General features: G+C 67.2%; 13 protein-coding genes, 2 tRNA genes and 1 pseudogene. 6 read left to right on the forward strand and 10 right to left on the reverse strand.

Features of this window, described 5'->3' with window-relative positions; genetic code table 11:
• Positions 1-69: 69 nt before the first annotated feature.
• Positions 70-2,289, reverse strand: a complete 2,220-nt coding sequence (gene rpoD / locus ASC98_RS15450) for an RNA polymerase sigma factor RpoD (RefSeq protein WP_056809612.1) — start codon at positions 2,287-2,289, stop codon at positions 70-72.
• 349 nt (positions 2,290-2,638) lie between these two features.
• A complete protein-coding gene (gene dnaG / locus ASC98_RS15455; protein WP_056809614.1) occupies positions 2,639-4,624 on the reverse strand; it encodes a DNA primase in 1,986 nt (661 codons plus the stop codon).
• 130 nt (positions 4,625-4,754) lie between these two features.
• Between dnaG and ASC98_RS15460 the strand changes: the two genes are divergently transcribed.
• Positions 4,755-5,660 (forward strand): energy transducer TonB, encoded by a 906-nt coding sequence (locus ASC98_RS15460; RefSeq protein ID WP_157597980.1) that lies wholly within the window; start codon positions 4,755-4,757, stop codon positions 5,658-5,660.
• A 24-nt stretch (positions 5,661-5,684) separates the two neighbouring features.
• Here the strand turns inward: ASC98_RS15460 and ASC98_RS15465 are convergent, their stop codons facing one another.
• The 4 genes from ASC98_RS15465 to argA all read right to left on the reverse strand — a co-directional run bounded on the left by ASC98_RS15465 (position 5,685) and on the right by argA (position 10,976).
• Complete coding sequence (locus tag ASC98_RS15465; protein WP_056809618.1) at positions 5,685-8,714, reverse strand: EAL domain-containing protein; 3,030 nt, start codon at positions 8,712-8,714, stop codon at positions 5,685-5,687.
• A 159-nt stretch (positions 8,715-8,873) separates the two neighbouring features.
• Entirely contained in the window at positions 8,874-9,191 is a 318-nt protein-coding gene (locus ASC98_RS15470) for an H-NS family nucleoid-associated regulatory protein (RefSeq protein ID WP_056809619.1), read from the reverse strand.
• A 120-nt stretch (positions 9,192-9,311) separates the two neighbouring features.
• Positions 9,312-9,584, reverse strand: coding sequence for an oxidative damage protection protein (locus tag ASC98_RS15475; protein WP_056809621.1), 273 nt, complete (start codon positions 9,582-9,584; stop codon positions 9,312-9,314).
• A 51-nt stretch (positions 9,585-9,635) separates the two neighbouring features.
• Positions 9,636-10,976 (reverse strand): amino-acid N-acetyltransferase, encoded by a 1,341-nt coding sequence (gene argA / locus ASC98_RS15480; RefSeq protein WP_056809623.1) that lies wholly within the window; start codon positions 10,974-10,976, stop codon positions 9,636-9,638.
• On the opposite strand from argA, the gene hrpA reads away from it, so the two are divergent.
• The 3 genes from hrpA to ASC98_RS15495 all read left to right on the forward strand — a co-directional run bounded on the left by hrpA (position 10,975) and on the right by ASC98_RS15495 (position 15,220).
• Complete coding sequence (hrpA, locus tag ASC98_RS15485) at positions 10,975-14,925, forward strand: ATP-dependent RNA helicase HrpA (protein WP_082541973.1); 3,951 nt, start codon at positions 10,975-10,977, stop codon at positions 14,923-14,925. The two genes, argA and hrpA, sit on opposite strands and share 2 nt — an antisense overlap.
• A gap of 97 nt (positions 14,926-15,022) precedes the next feature.
• Positions 15,023-15,099, forward strand: a tRNA-Pro gene (locus tag ASC98_RS15490).
• A gap of 44 nt (positions 15,100-15,143) precedes the next feature.
• A tRNA-Arg gene (locus ASC98_RS15495) sits at positions 15,144-15,220 on the forward strand.
• A 64-nt stretch (positions 15,221-15,284) separates the two neighbouring features.
• Here ASC98_RS15495 and ASC98_RS15500 read toward each other — a convergent pair.
• Complete coding sequence (locus ASC98_RS15500; protein ID WP_082541972.1) at positions 15,285-16,157, reverse strand: tyrosine-type recombinase/integrase; 873 nt, start codon at positions 16,155-16,157, stop codon at positions 15,285-15,287.
• A gap of 8 nt (positions 16,158-16,165) precedes the next feature.
• Positions 16,166-16,612, reverse strand: a pseudogene (locus tag ASC98_RS15505) (DNA adenine methylase); the annotation flags it as partial.
• 304 nt (positions 16,613-16,916) lie between these two features.
• Between ASC98_RS15505 and ASC98_RS15515 the strand changes: the two are divergent.
• Positions 16,917-17,411 (forward strand): hypothetical protein, encoded by a 495-nt coding sequence (locus ASC98_RS15515; protein ID WP_056820104.1) that lies wholly within the window; start codon positions 16,917-16,919, stop codon positions 17,409-17,411.
• Positions 17,412-17,421: 10 nt separating this feature from the next.
• Positions 17,422-17,682 (forward strand): hypothetical protein, encoded by a 261-nt coding sequence (locus ASC98_RS15520; RefSeq protein ID WP_056820107.1) that lies wholly within the window; start codon positions 17,422-17,424, stop codon positions 17,680-17,682.
• A 205-nt stretch (positions 17,683-17,887) separates the two neighbouring features.
• Here ASC98_RS15520 and ASC98_RS15525 read toward each other — a convergent pair whose 3' ends face one another.
• Together ASC98_RS15525 and ASC98_RS15530 are read right to left on the reverse strand one after the other, a co-directional pair.
• Complete coding sequence (locus tag ASC98_RS15525; protein ID WP_056820110.1) at positions 17,888-18,445, reverse strand: hypothetical protein; 558 nt, start codon at positions 18,443-18,445, stop codon at positions 17,888-17,890.
• The gene (locus ASC98_RS15530) at positions 18,445-19,011 is read right to left on the reverse strand and encodes a glycoside hydrolase family 108 protein (RefSeq protein WP_056820112.1); all 567 of its coding nucleotides are present in this window, start codon (positions 19,009-19,011) and stop codon (positions 18,445-18,447) included. Before ASC98_RS15530 ends, ASC98_RS15525 begins: the two co-directional genes overlap by 1 nt.
• Between the last annotated feature and the right edge of the window lie 27 nt (positions 19,012-19,038).

Raw genomic sequence — 19,038 nt, forward strand, 5'->3', positions numbered from 1 at the left:
CCGAAAGCGGTGCTCGCGGGGCCTTTGCAGGGGACGTTGCAGCGGCGCTGCAGGCATCCCCTGGCGGGATCAGAGATTGTCCAGATACGTGCGCAACTTGTCCGACCGGCTCGGGTGCTTCAGCTTGCGGATCGCCTTGGCTTCGATCTGGCGGATGCGCTCGCGCGTCACGTCGAACTGCTTGCCGACTTCTTCCAGCGTGTGGTCGGTGCTCATCTCGATGCCGAAGCGCATGCGCAGCACCTTGGCTTCGCGCGGCGTCAGGCTGTCGAGGATGTCCTTCACCACATCGCGCAGGCCGGCCTGCATCGCCGCCTCGATCGGCGCGGTGTTGTTGGTGTCCTCGATGAAGTCGCCCAGGTGCGAATCGTCGTCGTCGCCGATGGGGGTTTCCATCGAGATCGGCTCCTTCGCGATCTTCATGATCTTGCGGATCTTGTCTTCCGGGATCTCCATCTTCTCGGCCAGCGTCGGGGCATCGGGTTCGAAACCGAATTCCTGCAAGTGCTGGCGCGACAGCCGGTTCATCTTGTTGATCGTCTCGATCATGTGGACCGGGATGCGGATCGTGCGCGCCTGGTCGGCGATCGAGCGCGTGATGGCCTGGCGGATCCACCACGTCGCGTAGGTCGAGAACTTGTAGCCGCGGCGGTATTCGAACTTGTCGACCGCCTTCATCAGGCCGATGTTGCCTTCCTGGATCAGGTCGAGGAACTGCAGGCCGCGGTTGGTGTACTTCTTCGCGATCGAGATCACGAGGCGCAGGTTGGCCTCGATCATTTCCTTCTTCGCGTCGCGCGAGGCCTTCTCGCCCTCGTTCATGCGCTTGTTGATCTGCTTCAGGTCTTCCAGCGGCACGACGGCGCGGGCCTGCTGGTCGGTCAGCTTCTTCTGCAGCTCCTGCACCGGCGGCAGGTTGCGCGCCAGCACCGCGCTGTACGGCTTGCCCGCTGCCGCTTCCTTCTCCGCCCACTTCAGGTTCAGGATGTTGGGCGGGAAGTTCTTGATGAAATACTCTTGCGGCATGCCGCACTTGTCGACGAGGATCTTGCGCAGCTCGCGTTCGTAGCGGCGCACGTCGTCGACCTGCGAGCGCAGGATGCCGCACAGCTTCTCGATGGTCTTGACCGTGAAGCGGATCGTCATCAGCTCGGCGCTGATGGCCTGCTGGGCCTTGTTGTACGGCGCCGACTGGTAGCCGTCCTTCTCGAAGGCCTTGCGCATCTTGTCGAAGTTCTCGCGCAGGTTGGCGAGCTTCGTCAGCGCCGCACCCTTCAGTTCCTCGAGCTTCTTGGTCAGCGCCTTGCTGCCGCCGTTGCCGTCGTCGTCGTCTTCCTCGTCGAAGAAGTCGACGTCTTCCTCGGCCACGTAGTCGTCGGCCTCGTCTTCCGAGACGAAGCCGTCGACGACCTCGGAGATCGTCATCTCGCCGGCGCCGATGCGGTCGGCATAGACCAGGATCTCGGCGATGGTGGTCGGCGAGGCGCTGATCGCCAGCATCATGGCCTGCAGGCCGCCTTCGATGCGCTTGGCGATCTCGATCTCGCCCTCGCGCGTCAGCAGCTCGACCGTGCCCATCTCGCGCATGTACATGCGCACCGGATCGGTGGTGCGGCCGAATTCGGAGTCGACGGTCGACAGCGCCGCTTCGGCGGCTTCCTCGGCCTCTTCTTCGGTGGCGGTGGTGGTGCCGCCGCCGGCGATCAGCAGCGTCGCGGCGTCGGGCGCCTGCTCGTAGACCGCGATGCCCATGTCGTTCAGCATCGACACGATGGCTTCGAGGATGTCGGCGTCGACCAGCTTCTCGGGAAGGTGGTCGTTGATTTCCTGGTGGGTCAGGAAGCCGCGCGTCTTGCCCATCTTGATGAGCGTCTTCAGCTCATGGCGGCGCTTGGCGACTTCTTCTTCGGTGAGCGCGGTCTCGTCGAGGCCGAACTCGCGCATCAGCGCGCGCTCCTTCGCGCGCGACACCTTCATGCGCAGCGGCTTGACCTTGGCAGCCTTGTCGTCGGTGCCGGCCGCTTCGGGCTCGGGCTCGCCTTCGAGCTCGGCTTCGACGTCGGAGAAGTCCTCTTCGGGCACTTCTTCCTTCTTGGCGGCGGCGCCGGCCTTCGGCTTGCGACCCGGCTTGCCCTTGGCGTCGGCGACGGTCTTGTCGGCCACCGCCTTGGCGGCCGGCTTGGCGACGGCCTTCTTCTTGTCTTCAACTTCGGCCTTGCCGGCCTTCACGGCTTTCGACGCAGCGGCGGGTTGTGCTGCCTTGGCGGGGGCGCTCTTCTTCGCGGTCATGCAAATCCTCGAATGGTGGTGGTCGTCACGTCGAACCGCGCCTCAGGGCCCATGCCCAGAAGCCGGATGACGGCGGCTCGGCAGGGCCTTGTTCAGCGGAGGTCCAAAGACGTAGCGAGGCCCGGATCAAGCCTTAGCTTGGGGCCGCAATCAATTGGGCAAGGTCGCGTGACCATCGAACGGAGTACAGCCCTTGCGGGATAGGGGTGGCCTTGAGGTGGGGACCCTGGGTCAGAGGGTGGCCGGGGCCCGGAGGTGCTGTCTTTGGAACCGTCTTTGCTGACTGTCTTGCCAGCCGGTCATCACTCTTGCCTTACAACAAACCCTCGATTATCGGCGAAAGAACCTGTTACGTCAAAGCCGGTGGCTTCATTCCCTGCAGCCGAAGCCGGCGCTCGGCGTCGAGTTCACGCCACCGCGCGAGCGCGGAGGGGTCGGTCGCGGCCTGCCGGATCAGGATTTCCTGGCGCGCCGACAGCAGCTCGACCCACATGCCGTCGACCACCCGGCGCAGGTCGGCGAACTGCATTTCGTCCTGAAGCACACCCGGCGGCACGAGGCGGCGGCTGTCGTCGGCCCATTCGCTGCCGTGCAAGGCCTGTTCGAGCACGGCCCACGGCGTGGCACCGTGTTCGAGCAGGTGGCGCTCCAGCCAGGCGACCAGCGAGCCGTGCGGCGCGGGCAGCTCGTGCAGCAACTGGTGGTCGTCGGTGCCGAGCTGGTCCCACCAGTCGCTGTGCAGCAACAGCAGCCGCAGCACGGTGTCGGCCGGGCTGGTGGGAACCGTCCGCACCTTCGACTGCGGAGGGAACGGGCCGCTTTCCTCGTAGCGGTCCGGCGCGCCACGCTTGCCCTTCCAGTCCTTGGTCCATTCCTTGGTCCACTTGCGGCCGCCACCGCCGGTGCCGCCGTCGCGGCGCTGGAAGCGCTCGCGCGGCGCGGCGGGCTCGCCATCGTCCGGCGGGCCGTAGCTGTCGTCGGTCGGGGGCTCATGGCGGTTCGATGCCGAACCGCCGCCGTGCCGCGACGGCGCCGAGGCCTGCCACAGCTGCGTCAGGTCGGCCGAGCCGATGCCGCCTTGCTGCGCCAGTTCGGCCAGCAGCTGCAGCTTCAGCGCGCCGTCCGGCAGCGCCGACCACAGCGGCTTGGCATTGGCGAGGAACTTGGCGCGGCCCTCGGCGGTCGACAGGTCGCCGCCGTCGCGCGCGGCTTCGACCAGCTGGCGCGACAGCGGTACCGCCTGGGCGACGCAGGCCTCGAAGGCTTCGGCGCCGAGTTCGCGCACATACGAATCCGGATCGTGTTCGGTCGGCAGGAACAGGAAGCGGACGGTGCGGGTGTCGCTCGCGAGCGGCAGCGAGGCCTCGAGCGCCCGGCCGGCCGCCCGCCGCCCGGCGGCATCGCCGTCAAAGCTGAACACCACCGATTCGGTGAAGCGGAACAGCTTCTGCACATGCTCGGCCGTGCAGGCGGTGCCGAGGGTCGCGACCGCATTGTCGAAGCCGTGCTGGGCGAGCGCGACGACGTCCATGTACCCCTCGACCACCAGCGCATAGCCGCGCTTGCGCAGCCCGGCGCGCGCCTCGTGCAGGCCGTACAGCTCGCGGCCCTTCACGAACACCGGCGTCTCCGGCGAGTTCAGGTACTTCGGCTCGCCCTTGTCGAGCACCCGCCCGCCAAACCCGATCACGTCGCCCTGCACCGAGCGGATCGGGAACATGATGCGGTCCCGGAAGCGGTCATAGCGCTTGCGTTCCTCGTCGTTCTCGCCCTGCGAGATGACGAGGCCGCTCTCCTCGAGCAGCGGGTCGTCGTAGCGCGGGAATACGCTCGCGAGCGCGCGCCAGCCGTCGGGCGCGTAGCCCAGCCCGAACGCCGCGGCGATCTCGCCGCTCAGCCCGCGGCCCTTCAGGTAGTCGATCGCCCGCGGACTGCCCTTCAGCTGCTTGCGGTAGCTCTCGCTGGCCTTGGCCAGCACGTCGCTGAGGGTGGCCTGGCGTTCCTTCAGCTCGGCGGCGCGTTCGCGCTCCTGCGGCGAGCGGTCGTCTTCCGGCACCGTGAGCCCGGCCTGCTGCGCCAGGTCGCGCACCGCATCGAGGAAGCCCATCCCCGAATACTCCATCAGGAAACCCAGTGCGTTGCCGTGCACACCGCAGCCGAAGCAGTGGTAGGTCTGGCGGGTCGGGCTGACGGTGAAGCTCGGCGTCTTTTCGCCGTGGAACGGGCACAGGCCCTTGTGGTTGATGCCGGCCTTCTTCAGCTGCACGTGGCGGCCGACGACTTCGACGACGTCGATGCGGGACAGCAGTTCCTGGATGAAGCTCGGCGGGATCACCCCGCGAGTCTATCGAACCGACTGGGGGAAGACCCCGAGGCGGCGACTTGTGCAGCTTTGCACGGGGCCGGTCTTGCGGGCTGTTACCGATTGACGCAAGGGTGACCATGCTCGGTACACTTTTTGCACCGTGAAGTTCGATGCCGTGTCGTTGGGGCACGTCAAGACCCTCGGAAGGAATCGTGTGCATCTCCACTCAACGCCGGAACAGGCGCGTTTGCGATTCTCGCCTCGCACACTCTGCCTCGCGCTGCTGGCGTCGGGGTTGATGGGGGCATGGCAGGCGGCCCGGGCGCAGGCCGCCTCCGCACCCGCGGCGAAAGAAGAGTCCGCGCCCAGCGAGCGCGCCAAGCGCGAGGCGGAGAACGTCTTCCGCTGGATCATGATCCACTCGGACAAGCCCCGCAAAACGCGCGACGGCAAGGACGACAAGCCGGCCGCGCCTGCACCGGCGCCGGTCGCCAATGCACCCAGACCGGCACCGGCCGCACGCGTCGCGAAGGCGGGCGAGGGCAGTGCCGAAGGCGCGGTGGCTGCACCCGTACCGGCACCTGCGCCGGCGCCCGCGATCCGCGCCGCAGCGGCGCCGGCCCAGGTGCCTGCTGCAGCGGCGCAGGCAGTGCCGGTCTCCACGGTCGACAACGAAGCGGCGCGCATGTCGAACAACGCCGCGGCGCTGGCTCGCGGGAACGGGGCAGCGGTCGGCAACGGCGGCGGCCGCACGGCCATGCCGGACGCCGCCGCGCCACCCGCGCTCGCCGCGGCGCCGGAACCCGAGCCCGAGCAGGAGTCGCTGGTGATGGTGTCCCAGGTGGAGCCGCAATTCCCGCGCGCGGTGATGCTCGACCTGCGTCGCGGCACCGTGCGGGTGCGCTTCGACGTGATGACCGATGGCACGGTGGCCGGGCAGACCGTCGTGTCCTCGACCAATGTGCGGCTGAACCGCGCAGCACTGGCCGCCGTCGGGCAATGGAAGTTCCAACCGTTGCGCGAGGCGCAAGAGGGCATCGTCGAAGTGGGCTTCAACCTCGATTGAGCCGCTCCCGAGCGGCTGCAGCGGTCAGGCCGCGATGGTCCGCTCCGGCGCGATCGCGCCCCGGTACTGCCGCACCCAGTCGACCACCTCGGTCGACGGCATCGCGGCCGCGATGCCGTTGCCCTGGGCCATGTCGCAGCCGATCGCGATCAGGCGCTGCGCCTGGGCCCGCGATTCGACGCCCTCGGCCACCACCGTGCAGCCGAAGGTGCGCGACAGGCTGATCACGCCGGCGACGATCGCATGGTCCTGCGGGTCGAGCAGCATGTTCTGCACGAACGAGCGGTCGATCTTCAGCAGGTCGAGCGGCAGCCGCTTCAGGTAGGTGAGGGTGGAATAGCCGGTGCCGAAATCGTCGAGCGCGAATCGCACGCCGAGCTTGCGGCACTCCTGCATCAGCTGCACCGTGTAGTCCACGTCGGCCAGTGCGGCGGTTTCCAGCACCTCGATCACCAGGCGCTGCGCCACCGGCGAGTTGTAGCGCGACAGCAGGCCGGCCAGGCGCTGCGCGAACAGCGGCTCCTGCAGGTGCCGCGCCGAGACGTTGATGCTGACCGTCAGGTCGAGCCCCTGGCGCTGCCATTGCGCGAGTTGCTCGATGCCTTGTTGCAGCACCCAGTCGCCGACGCTCGCGCTGAGGCCGGTGTGCTCGATCAGCGGCAGGAAATGCGCCGGCGCGATCACGCCGTGCTGCGGATGCTTCCAGCGCAGCAGCGCCTCGACGCCCATCACCGTGCCGTTGCGCAGGTCGACCTTGGGCTGGTAGTAGAGGCAGAACTCCTGCGCGTCGAGCGCGGTCTGCACGCGGCTGAGCGCCTCGAAGCGCTCTTCGGTGCGGCGGTTGAGCTCGGTGTCGAAGAACAGCGAGCCATTGCGGCCGGCCTGCTTCGCGCCGTACATCGCATGGTCGGCGTGGCGCAGCAGCGTTTCGGCGTCGGCGCGGTCGACCGGGTAGACGGTGGCGCCCAGGCTGGCGGTGACGATCACCGGTCCGATGCCCATGCCGAGGTTGTACGGCAGCGAGACCTGGCGCAGCACGCGCTCGACGGTCGCCTGCGCGTCTTCGATCGTGGCGGCGCGCAGCAGCAGCACGAATTCGTCGCCGCCGAGGCGCGCGACCTCGTCGGTCCAGTGGTCCCAGCGCCCGAGCGAATTGCGCAGCCGCTGCGCCAGCTCGACCAGCAGCCGGTCGCCGGCCTCGTGGCCATGCGTGTCGTTGACGGGCTTGAAGTTGTCGAGGTCGAGGTAGCAGACCACCAGCAGGTAGCCATCGCGCTCGCTCGCGCGGATGGCCTCGCGCAGCATCTGCGCGAGGCGGGCCCGGTTGGGCAGCCGGGTCAGCTCGTCGAAATGCGCCTGGCGCTCGAGCTGTTCGCGGTGCAGCCGGGCCTGCGTGGTGTCCGACAGCACCAGCACGTGGTGGCGCAGTTCTGCGTCGGGGCCGGGGATCGCGGAGATCGTGACCTGCAGCGCGCACAGCTCGCCGTCGCGCCGCCGGTCGATGATCTCGCCGCGCCACGAGCCGGTCGATTCGAGCGCCGCCGCCATGCTGGCGCGTTGTGCGGCGCCCGGCTCGCCGTCGGCGGCCGGACGCAGCAGGGCCGGCACGGCGCCGAGCATTTCTTCGCGCGAGAAGCCGGTGATCTTCGTGAAGGCCGGGTTCACGTCGAGCACGCGGCAGGCCGCGTCGGTGATGATCAGGCCTTCGTGCAGGTACTCGAAGAGCCGCGTCGTCACGTTCTGGCGCTCCGCGGTGGCGTGGCGGTCGGTGATGTCGATCGCGGTGGCGATCACGCGCAGCGGCTCGCCGTCGGATGTGCGCTCGACAACGCGGGCATGGCCTTCGAGCCACAGCCAGCGCCCGTCCTTGGCCTGCAGCCGGAACTCGAACGCGTCGGCCTCGCCGGCCGGCGCCGTGCCGCGGCCGCGCGGCTGCAGCGCGCTCAGCAGGCGGGCACTGTCGGACGGATGGGTGCGGGCCAGCAGCCCGTCGATGCGGTGGCCGAACTCGACGCTGCCGTAGCCGAGCATGCGCAGCCAGCGGCGCGAATAGCCGATGCGGCCGCTGCGCAGGTCCCATTGAAGCGTGCCGACGCCGGCTGCGTCGAGCGCCAGTTGCCAGCGTGACTCGTTGGTCGCGGTGCGGCCGACCACGGCGCTGGCGAGCAGCGGCGTGGCGCACAAGGTGGCCAGCCAGCCGGACAGCGTGGCCGGGTCGGCCAGCGGCCCCGTGCCCGCGGCGACCGACCCGGTGGCGGCCCAGGCCGCGAGCCCTGCAGCGATCAGCAGGACCGTGGCCGAGGCCGGCAGCAGCCCGCGGCGCGCGGCCATGCCACCGACCAGCAGGTGCGGGATGCTGGCCAGCGCGAGCATCGCCGGGGTGTTGCCGTGGCGGGCGACGGCCCAGGCCGCGGCCAGCGCCCCGGCCCCCAACGCGGCGCTGGCCAGCCAGCGCCATTGCGCGAACGCCTGTTGCAGTGCCTGGCGCGACAGGGCCAGCAGCGGCAGTGCGAGCAGCATCGAAGCCAGCGCGTCGCGCGCTGCGGCGACGGCGCCAGGTTGCAGCCACACCTGCCGATCGAGCGGGCCGTCGACGGTGAAACAGACGAGGGCGTTGGCCACCGAGATCGAGGTGGGCAGCAACACGCCGACACCCAGCATCAGCGCGGCATCGCGCCAGCCGTCGATGCGGCCGACGAAGCCGAGGCGGCGCAGCAGCAAGGCCGACAACCAGGCGCCGCCGACCGTGCCGGCCGAGAGCGCCGCGGCTTGCCAGGGCATCAGGTCGGCACCCAGCAGCGCGAGGCAGCCGGCCAGCCAGAGCCCGGGGAGCATGCCGCTGCCCCAGCGCAGCAGCGCGGCCAGCATCAGGCCGCCGGGCAACCAGGGCAACGGAACCGCGAGCGACGCGAGGTTGAGCAGCGGCGTCGACAACCCCCAGCGAGCGAGGGCCACACACGCCAGCGACGCCAGCACCGCCTGCACGGCCCTGACGCTCAGGCGCGTGGACGGCAGCAGGATGACGGGCAGGGTGGGCAGGCGGATGACGGGCACGTGGGCGTCGCGAGGAAGCTTTTGAATGTACCCCGCGGCGCCTCCGCCAGACGCTGCGCGATACCCCGCATCTGCAGGGTATCGGTCAGCCGATGGAATCGATACGGATCTCCGGGAAACGCACCGCGAAAGCGGCGCGCCGGGTCGCTTGCTCGAGAATCAGAGCGCGAAGTCTTCGAGTTTCTTGCCCGCGGCAACGGCTGCCTTCAGCCATTTGGGTTGCAGGCCGCGACCGCTCCAGGTTTCGCCGGTGGCATTGTTGCGAAACTTGGCCGCGACTTTCCCGCCTTTGCTGGCGCCGGCTTTGCCGCCGGTTTTTGTGCTGCTCTTGCCGGTCAGGTCGGAAGGCGACAGACCGTATTCGTTCATCAGCGACTTGACTTTGGCAATCGCGTCCTGGCGTTCACGCTTTTGCGTGGCTTCGATTTCCTGCTCGAGGGCAGCCTTCTTGGCGAGCAAATCCTGCAACGTGGTCATCGGTGGTTTCCTGTTGAACCCGGCTATATCTGCCGGCGCCGGGATTCTAATTCAGGAAACTGCGGAAAGCCAAGCGCAAAACTGCCGGCCTCGAAACTGTCGGTTTCAGGGCCGACGGGTTCAAGGCGTGGGGGGCACGTATCCCGCGGGTTGCTCGGCGCCTTCGCCAAAGAAGAATCGTTCCATTTGCCGGGCCAGGTACTGGCGGGCGCGCTGGTCAGCCAGGTTCAGCCGGTTCTCGTTGACCAGCATGGTCTGGTGCTTCATCCACGCCGCCCAGGCTTCCTTGCTGACCTCGTTGTAAATGCGCTTGCCGAGTTCACCGGGGTAAGGCGCGAAATCCAGGCCTTCGGCCTCTTTCTTCAGGTAGACGCATTGCACCATTCGGGCCATGAGGTAACTCCAATCGAACTGTTTGTAATGTTGTGAGATGAAACCGGCGAATCACGCCAGCTTCTTGACGAGGACCTGGGACCGCCGATCCCAGTTGTATTTGCGCTTGCGGGCCTCGGGCAGCCAGTCGGGATCGACCTGCTTGAAGCCGCGCTTGATGAACCAATGCATCGTGCGGGTGGTCAGCACGAAAATGCTGTCGAACCCGGCGCCGCGCGCGCGCTGTTCGATGCGCTTCAGTATTTTCTCGCCATCGCCTTGCCCTTGCACATTCGGGGACACCGTCAGCGCGGCCATTTCGGCGGTATGCGCCTCGGGATACGGATACAAAGCGGCACAGCCGAAGATAACGCCGTCGTGTTCGATGACGGTGTAATGGTCGATATCACGTTCGATTTCGGTCCGGTCACGTTTGACCAGGGTTCCGTCCTTCTCGAACGGCTCGATCAGTTGCAGGATGCCGCCGATGTCGTCGGAGGTGGCTTCGCGCAGGCTTTCGAGTTTCTCGTCGACGATCATCGTGCCGACGCCATCGTGCGTGAACAATTCCATCAGCACCGAGCCGTCGACCGAGAACGGCACGATGTGCACCCGCTCGACGCCGTCTTCGCAGGCCTTCACCGCGTGCTGCAGGTAGAACGCGGTGTCGGTCGGCTGCATCGGGTTGGGCAGGCCGGCGAGCAGTTTGCGGGCGTCGGCCAGGCCGAGTTCCTGGTCGATCTCGCTGTCGGGATCGAGCGGGTCGAGCGGGATGCCGCGCACCTCGGTCACGTAGATCAGCTTGTCGGCCTGCAATTCGCTGGCGGTGCTGGCGGCCACGTCTTCCATGCTGAGGTTGAAAGCCTCGCCGGTGGGCGAGAAGCCGAACGGCGACAGCATCGCGAGTGCGCCGATCTCGACCAGCTTGCGGATGCCGGTCGCATCGATCTTGCGCACCAGGCCGGTGTGCTGGAAATCGATGCCGTCGACGATGCCGACCGGGCGTGCGGTGATGAAATTGCCGGAGACGACGCGGATCTGGCTGTGCGCCATCGGCGTGTTCGGCAGGCCCTGCGAGAACGCGGCCTCGATCTCGTAGCGCAACTGGCCTGCGGCTTCTTGCGCGCAGTCGAGCGCCAGCGGGTCGGTCACGCGCATGCCGTGGCTGAAACGCGAGGTGTGGCCCTTGGCGCGCAACTGTTCCTCGACCTGGGGGCGAAAACCATGCACCAGCACCAGCTTGATGCCCATCGCATGCAGGATGGCCAAGTCTTGCGCGAACGCGGACAGCTTGCCGGCGGCGATCAGCTCGCCGGCGATCGCCACCACGAAGGTCTTGCCGCGGTGCGCGTGGATGTGCGGTGCCACCGAACGGAACCACGGCACGAAGGTGTGGGGAAAGACGAGGTTCATGGCGTGGCCGCACGACCGGCCGCAGTTTGAAATAATCGACGATTTTGCACGAAGGCTTCGAGTGACCTCTGTCCCGCGCCGCGGTCCGCCGCCGGTGGCCAATCGGGTTGTTGCCAATCCGATTCCGCCGATCACCTTTCCCGAATCGCTGCCGGTGTCGTCCCGGCGCGACGAGATCGCGCAAGCCATCGAGGCGAACCAGGTCGTGATCGTCTGCGGCGAGACCGGCTCCGGCAAGACCACGCAGCTGCCGAAGATCGCGCTGACGCTCGGCCGTGGCAAGGGCGCCGGCGGCAAGGGGCTGATCGGCCACACGCAGCCGCGACGCATTGCGGCTTCCAGCGTCGCCAAGCGCATCGCGCAGGAGCTGAACACGCCGCTCGGCGAGCACGTCGGCTTCAAGGTGCGCTTTCAAGACCGCCTGTCGGCCGGCGCGAGCGTCAAGCTGATGACCGACGGCATCCTGCTGGCCGAGACGCAGACCGATCCGCTGCTGAAGGCCTACGACACGCTGATCATCGACGAGGCCCACGAGCGCAGCCTGAACATCGACTTCCTGCTCGGCTACCTGCGGCAGATCCTGCCGCGCCGGCCCGACCTGAAGATCATCGTCACGTCGGCCACCATCGATGCCGACCGCTTTGCGCAACACTTCGCGTCGCGGCACGGGCCGGCGCCGGTGATCCAGGTGTCGGGGCGGCTGTTCCCGGTCGAGCAGCGCTGGCGGCCGTTCGAGGAGTCGCGCGAATACGGCCTGAACGATGCGATCGGCGATGGCGTCGACGAGCTGTGGCGCGAGGGCGCCGGCGACGTGCTGGTCTTCCTGCCCGGCGAGCGCGAGATCCGCGAAGCGGCCGAGCACCTGCGCAAGCACCACCCGCCGGGTGTCGAGGTGGTGCCGCTGTTCGCGCGGCTCAGCCAGCAGGAGCAGGATGCCGTGTTCGAGCCGCACAGCGCGCGCCGCATCGTGCTGGCCACCAACGTCGCCGAGACCTCGCTGACCGTGCCGGGCATCCAGTACGTGATCGATGCCGGCACCGCGCGCGTCAAGCGCTACAGCTACCGCAACAAGGTCGAGCAGTTGCAGATCGAGCCGGTCAGCCAGGCGGCCGCGAACCAGCGGGCCGGCCGTTGCGGGCGCGTCAGCAACGGCATCTGCATCCGGCTGTACGACGAGAAGGACTACAGCGAGCGGCCGCGTTTCACCGATCCGGAGATCCTGCGCTCGTCGCTGGCCGGCGTGATCCTGCGCATGAAGTCGCTCGGGCTCGGGCTGGTCGAGGACTTTCCGTTCCTGGAGCCGCCGCCGCGCCGAGCGATCGCCGACGGCTACCAGCTGCTGCACGAACTGGGCGCGGTCGATGAGCAGAACGAGTTGACGCCGACCGGTCGCGAGCTGTCCAAGCTGCCGCTGGATCCACGCGTGGGCCGCATGATCCTGGAGGCGCGCAACCGCGAATCGCTGGCCGAGGTGCTGGTCATCGCGTCGTCGCTCAGCGTGCAGGACGCGCGCGACCGGCCGATGGAGCACCAGCAGGCCGCCGATGCGGCGCACAAGAAGTTCGACGACGACCGCTCGGAGTTCGTCGGCACGCTGAAGCTCTGGAAGTGGCTGGAAGACGCGCGTGGCGGCAGCAAGGAGCACAAGCTGTCGCACCGCAAGCAGGAACAGCTGCTGCGCGACAACTTCGTGTCGCCGCGCCGGGTGCGCGAATGGCGCGACATCCATTCGCAGTTGCACACCGTGGTGGCCGAGCACGGCTGGCGGCTGAACACGCTGCCGGCCACCTACGACCAGCTGCACCTGGCGATGCTGGCGGGGTTGCTGGGCAACATCGGCCAGAAGAGCGACGAGGACGACTGGTACCTCGGCGCCCGCGGCATCAAGTTCTACAAGCACCCGGGCTCGCACCTCGGCAAGAAGCCGGGGCGCTGGATCGTTGCGGCCGAGCTGGTCGAGACCACGCGGCTGTTCGGCCGCGGCATCGCCAACATCGAGCCGCAGTGGCTGCCGGGCATCGCCGGCCACCTGATCAAGACGCAGCTGCTGGAGCCGCACTGGGAGAAGAAGGCGGCCGAGGTGATCGCGCTCGAGCGGGCGACGCTGTACGGGCTGGTGATCTACAGCAACCGGCGCGTCAACTTCGGGCGCGTGGATGCGGCGGCGGCGCGCGAGATCTTCATCCGCGAAGCGCTGGTGAACGGCGAATGGGAGACGCGGCTGCCGTTCCTGGCGGCCAACCGCAAGCTGATCGCGCAGGTCGAGGAGCTGGAGCACAAGTCGCGCCGGCAGGACGTGCTGGTGGATGACGAGCTGATCCACGCGTTCTACGACCAGCAGCTGCCCGCCGATGTGTGCAGCGGCCACAGCCTGGAGCGCTGGTACCGCGAGGAGAGCCAGCGCCAGCCGAAGCTGCTGTTCCTGACGCGCGAAGAATTGATGCGGCACGAGGCGGCCGGCATCACGACGGCGTCGTTCCCGAAGACGCTGCGGATGGGCGGCGTCGACTGCCTCGCGACCTACCTGCACGACCCGGGCGACCCGAAAGACGGCGTGACCGTCACCGTGCCGATCTATGCGCTGAACCAGGTCAACGACGAGCGCTGCGAATGGCTGGTACCCGGCATGCTGAAGGACAAGGTGCTGGCGCTGGTGAAGACCTTGCACCAGCGTCCGCGTTCGCGGCTGGTGCCGTTGCCCGACTATGCGCAGGGTTTCGTCGACCAGGTGCACGAGGCGCATGGCTTCGGCGCGGGCAGCCTGGTCGACGTGCTGCTGAAGGCGGTGCGCGACAAGACGCAGCTCGACGTGAAGCGGGCGGATTTCAAGCTGGAGCAGCTGTCGCCGCACCTGTTCATGAACTTCCGCATCGTCGACGAGAACGGCCGGCAGCTCGGGCAGGGCCGCAACCTCGCGAGCCTGAAGGCCGAACTGGGCGTGCAGGCGCGCTCGGCGTTCCAGGCGCTGGCGGTGCTGCGGCCGACGGTGGCGGTTGCGCCGGCGGCACCTGCGGCTGTGGCGGGTGCAGCGGGGGCTGCGAACACGATCGTCGTCAAGACGGCCCCGGGCCGTGCGAGTGCACCGGCGGCCGACGTGGCCGATCCGACCTACACCGACTGGACCTTCGGCGAGCTGCCCGAATTGATGGAGGTGAAGCGCGGCAACCAGGTGCTGGTGGGTTTCCCGGCGCTGATCGACCGCGGCAGCCATGTGCAGATCGAGGTGTTCGACGAACCGGACGTGGCGGCGCACAAGCACCGGGCTGGCCTGCGCCGGCTGGTGGCGCTGCAGATCCGCGACGCGCTGAAGTACCTCGAGAAGAACATCCCCGACCTGCAGAAGATGGCGGTGCTGTACATGCCACTCGGCACGGCGGAAGAGCTGCGCGAGCAGATCATCGACCTGGCGCTCGACCGCGCGTTCCTGGCCGACCCGCTGCCGGCCGATCCGCAGGCTTTCCGGCGCCGCATCGACGAAGGGCGAGGGCGCCTGACGCTGATCGCCAACGAGATCGCCCGCAGCGTGATCGTGGTGCTGACCGAGTTTGCCGCGGCGCAGCGCAAGCTGAAGGATGCACGGGCGCCGAAGGAGGTGGGCGATGACGTGCAGGCTCAGCTGGCGCGCCTGATGCCCAAGCGCTTCGTGCTGGCAACGCCGTGGGCGCAGCTGGCCCACCTGCCGCGCTACCTGAAGGGCGTGACGATGCGGCTGGACAAGCTGCGCGCCGATCCGGCCCGCGATGGCCAGCGCCTGGCCGAGCTACGCCCGCTGGAGCAGCGCTACCTGCGGATGATGGCCGACCGCAAGGGCGTGCACGACGCGCGGCTGGAGGAGTTCCGCTGGCTGCTGGAGGAGCTGCGCATCAGCCTGTTTGCGCAGGAACTGCGCACGCCGCAGCCGGTCAGCGTGAAGCGGCTGGAGAAGGCGCTGGGGGCGTTGACGGTGTGAGAAGCCGCGAAGTGCGGACGGATTCAGCGCGAGGGCGATCTGTTCCGGTGGGCGAGGACCCCGAATCGACGCCTGCGCTGGTTACAATGCGTCGGTTCGGGGTGTAGCGCAGCCTGGTAGCGCAACTGGTTTGGGACCAGTGGGTCGGATGTTCGAATCATCTCACCCCGACCATCAACTCTCTCTCCCATCTGCAGGCAACTCTGCCTGCTCCCTCGCTGCCCGTAGCTCAACTGGATAGAGCAGCTGCCTTCTAAGCAGCAGGTCGGGGGTTCGAGTCCCTCCGGGCAGGCCAAAATCAATGACTTAGCGTCGCTTGGGTGCGGGAGGTGTCTAACTATTCGGCATCTGTCTAACTTCTAGCGGCGCCGGCCCGACTTCACCCGACGCTCAGACTTGCCATCGACGTAGTGCTCGGTCATCTTGATCGAGCGGTGGCCGAGCAAGTCCTTAGCGCCTTCCAAGCCGTCCCTCTGCAGTTTGTCGACGCCCGCTCGACCGCGTAGGTCGTGGATGTTCAGGTCTTCGATCCCAGCGCGTTCGCATGCCCGCACCCAGGCACTCCGAATGCCGGCATAGCGGTACGGCAGTCCACTTTGGGTCTTGAGCAGATGGCCTTCTTTCTCCCGGCCCTCCGCGCAGGCCTCCACCACCCGACGCAGAGGGCGCGTCCACTCGATCAGGAGCCGTTCCTTGGTCTTTCCCTGGGTAACGCGCAGACCGTCCTCGTGCACGTCCTCCCACTGCCAAGCGATCACGTCGCTGATGCGCTGGCCCGTGATCAGCGCTAAGTCGATCATTTGGACCAGGGCCTCACCGTTGCGGGTCGCCTGCAGTGCCGCCACTTTCAGCGACTCGATTTCGTCATCCGTGACCAGGCGGCGGCGGCCAGGCGTTCGCTTCGTTTGGATGTTGTCGATCGGGTTGTATCCCTCTCGCAGGCCTTCCAAAGCGGCGAATGCCAGGACTTGTCGCAGGATGCTCCGATGCATGTTGTGCGTCCGAGGCGTTGCCGCGAACTGCTTCAGGTATTGCGCGCAAACGGGCGTGGTGACCTGTGCCGGCTGGAACTCGCGAAAGCTGCTGGCCATCTTTGTGGCAATGCGCTCTTGGTCCACGGCCGTCTTGGCTCCCCACTCAGCCCTCTTGCTTTCAATCCATCGCGCGATCACTGCCGGCACAAAGTTTGAGGTGCGCTCCCGTTCGGTGAGATCGGCCAATGCGCGGTACATCGCCGGCAGGCCAGGCGCAAGTGCGCGGCGCTCAGCTGCTCCTCGATGCGCAGCAGGTTTACCGGTGGTGCGGTCGTCGCCGTGCCCCAGGTCTGCCCCTGCACCTTCCCGCCGAAGCACTGGTGCTGCAGGTAGTAGAAGCGCGCGGCACGCTGCACGTCGGTCAGCGTCTCCGCGGGCGTGTCCTGGATCCACTTGAACACTTCGCGGCTGGACAGCGCCCATTTGAACTGGCGCACGAACTCCTCGAGGTGATGCTTCACCACGCGGTAAAGGTTCACCAGCTCGCCGTTGATGTCGTTGATGACCTCCACGTCGGCTGGCGGGCGAAGGAAGTACAGCGCGGCGCCGCCCGCGAAGACCTCGACGTAGCACTTGTGCGCCGGGAAGCGCGGGATCAGCAGATCGGCCAGGCGTCGTTTGCCGCCGATCCAGGGAACGATTGGGTTGGCCATGAGGCTCCAGTTTGGGTGTAGGTACACTGCGCCCCGCCTTCCGGAAGGTGGCAGGGCCTTGGCTGGGCTCACAGGACTGTTCTGTGGGTTTGGTGGCTCCCGAAGTGCTCCAACACGACGGGAGTCGCCTTGTCTTTTTTGTTGTGCAGACGCCTGCAACGCAGGCTTTGCGGTTGGAACTGCGCGAGCACGACCAAAGTCACCCCTGGCTCGAACGCCCTCGCGCTCTGCTCCCTGCTGACTAAACTGGCTGCACCGTGCGGCTCGATCCGCCTCGGCGCCAGCACATCAGGGAGAAAAAAGATTGACGAACGAGCTCAAGCGCATCTACGAGCGTGAAGGCAAGACCCCGCGCTACTTCGACGATGAAGTTCCCTGCGAGTTGTTTCGTGGGCAGCACCCGGACGAGTACAAGGCGCAGCAGTTCTTGCTGCAGCCGCATCCCGGCTACACGCGCACCAACCAGCAGACAGGCCAGACCGTCACCCGCCTGGCGGATGTGAAGGTGGTCGAACGCAACGGCGAGCAGTTCGTCCTTGGGTGCAGATGCACCTCCGGCGAGTACCGCGGCCTCTCCACCTTCGACAAGCCGGTGAGCTGGTTCAAGCCGAGCTGGTTCAATTTCTCGATCGCGGCCGGCACGAAGCTGCCGCCCGGCCTGGCCGTGACGAAGGACGGGTACAACCGCATGCGCAACGCGACCCACTACACAATTGCGCCGAAGGACGACATGCCGCTGGGCCTCTTCCTTCAGACTTTGAAGGTTCTCGCCGACCAGGCGCGTTTCATCGGCAAGTGAGGAACACCCCATGATGGAAAAGACTTCGGTGCTCATCGCAGCCATGCGGGCGCTTGTGAATGAGCTGAAGACGGTGCGCAGCCTGCCGGAAGAGCTGCAGGACGAGGAACAGCACCTGTACCAGAGCGATCTGGATGACGCGTTGAACGCGCTCGCCGACCAGTACGACCAGCACAGCGAGCGTGACGCCTCGCTCACCCCCTTTGCCGACCTTCTTCGAGCGCTCGAAGGCGAGACCTGGCCGCCGCGGCCGACGCATCGCGTCGACTGAACAGCGCGACGCTGAGCATAGAAGTCGGCGCCAACCCGCGAGGGCTGGCGCCGAGGAAAGCCAGCCGCGAGGAATGGGAGGAGGGAGAGGCGGCCAGCGGCGCGGATTTTATGTGCCCGCGCGCCTTCATCGCTGCCTTGAAACAATTCGGCCCCGAGGCCGCCGCCGGTGGAGTGCATACGTCTGCACTGAAGCATCTCGCGCCCTACTTGACCGCAGGAGCACGGGCCAGCAGCTCGGTCTTCTCGACCGAGCCTCGGCTCGAGCCGAACTCGAACTGGTGTGCATCGCGCAGGCCGTTGGCGAACTGCTGGGTCAGCATGCCCAGTGGGCCGTTGAGGGCCATGATCAGCGGGTTCACATCCCCGCCCTTGGTCACGCCTAGCCAGGTCACGAAGACCATCGCTGACAGGCAAGCCAGCATGCCCACCACGTCGCCGACGATCATCAGGTCCGCGCGCTTGGTCGTCCTGCCCAGCTGGGCGAGCTGCACGTCGCGCTTGCGGGCGTCCTGCCGATCGGCGAGAAACGCCTTGTCGAGATCGGCCTCGGCCGTGATCACGGCCTGGCGGAAGGCCAGCAGCGCGGCAGGATCGGCCTGGATCGCGCTCAGCGCGGCTTGGCCGCTGTCCTTGCCGGTGACCTGCTTGGCGATGTCGATCACGGTGCTGGCGGCCTGCTCCGCCTGGTCGCTGCCGGTGATCCACTTCAGGATGCCCGGCACGAACTGCGCGAGCGCGAATGCGGTACTGATCGGATCCATCAGGCCTTGCCTCCTGCAGCGGCCGCGATCTCGACGCGGTTCAGCAGCCAGCCGTAGACGAAGGCTTCGTCTTTTGCGCGGCGCTCGGCTAGCTCGATGTAGAACGCTCCTTGCAGCGCGTTGAGTGCGCGCATCAGCACCATCTGCCCTTCGGCGCCGCGGCGGAGAACAAAATCCTGCAGCGATGCCAGCGTCAGCCGCCCGATGCGCTTGTCTGGCTTCACGTCGGGATACCAGCCGCCTTCCAAGTTCAGGACATTCAGCGTGCGCTGAAGGAAGGCGGCCGCCTGGTCAGCGCCCAGATTCACCGCGGTGTCAAACAATTCGAAGGCCACGGCAGGCGCAATTCTCGCGACCTGGTCGAGCCGCAGCGCGTCCCAATACTGGCTGCGGTAGATCGCCTTGGCCTGGTCGAGGCCGAGCAAGTTCATCGGGCCGGCGTAGCCAAAGGCGCGCGCCACCGCCTCGGTGATGCCGTAGTTCGTCTGGCCGCCACTGTCGCGTGGGTCGTCGCTGAAGCCGGCTTCCTTGCCGAGCACCTGGTCGAGTGCGGTCTCAAAGTTCATCGTTGTGGTTGTCATGGTGTGGGTTCG

It is taken from the genome of Rhizobacter sp. Root1238 (assembly GCF_001425825.1).
GTDB lineage: Bacteria > Pseudomonadota > Gammaproteobacteria > Burkholderiales > Burkholderiaceae_C > Rhizobacter.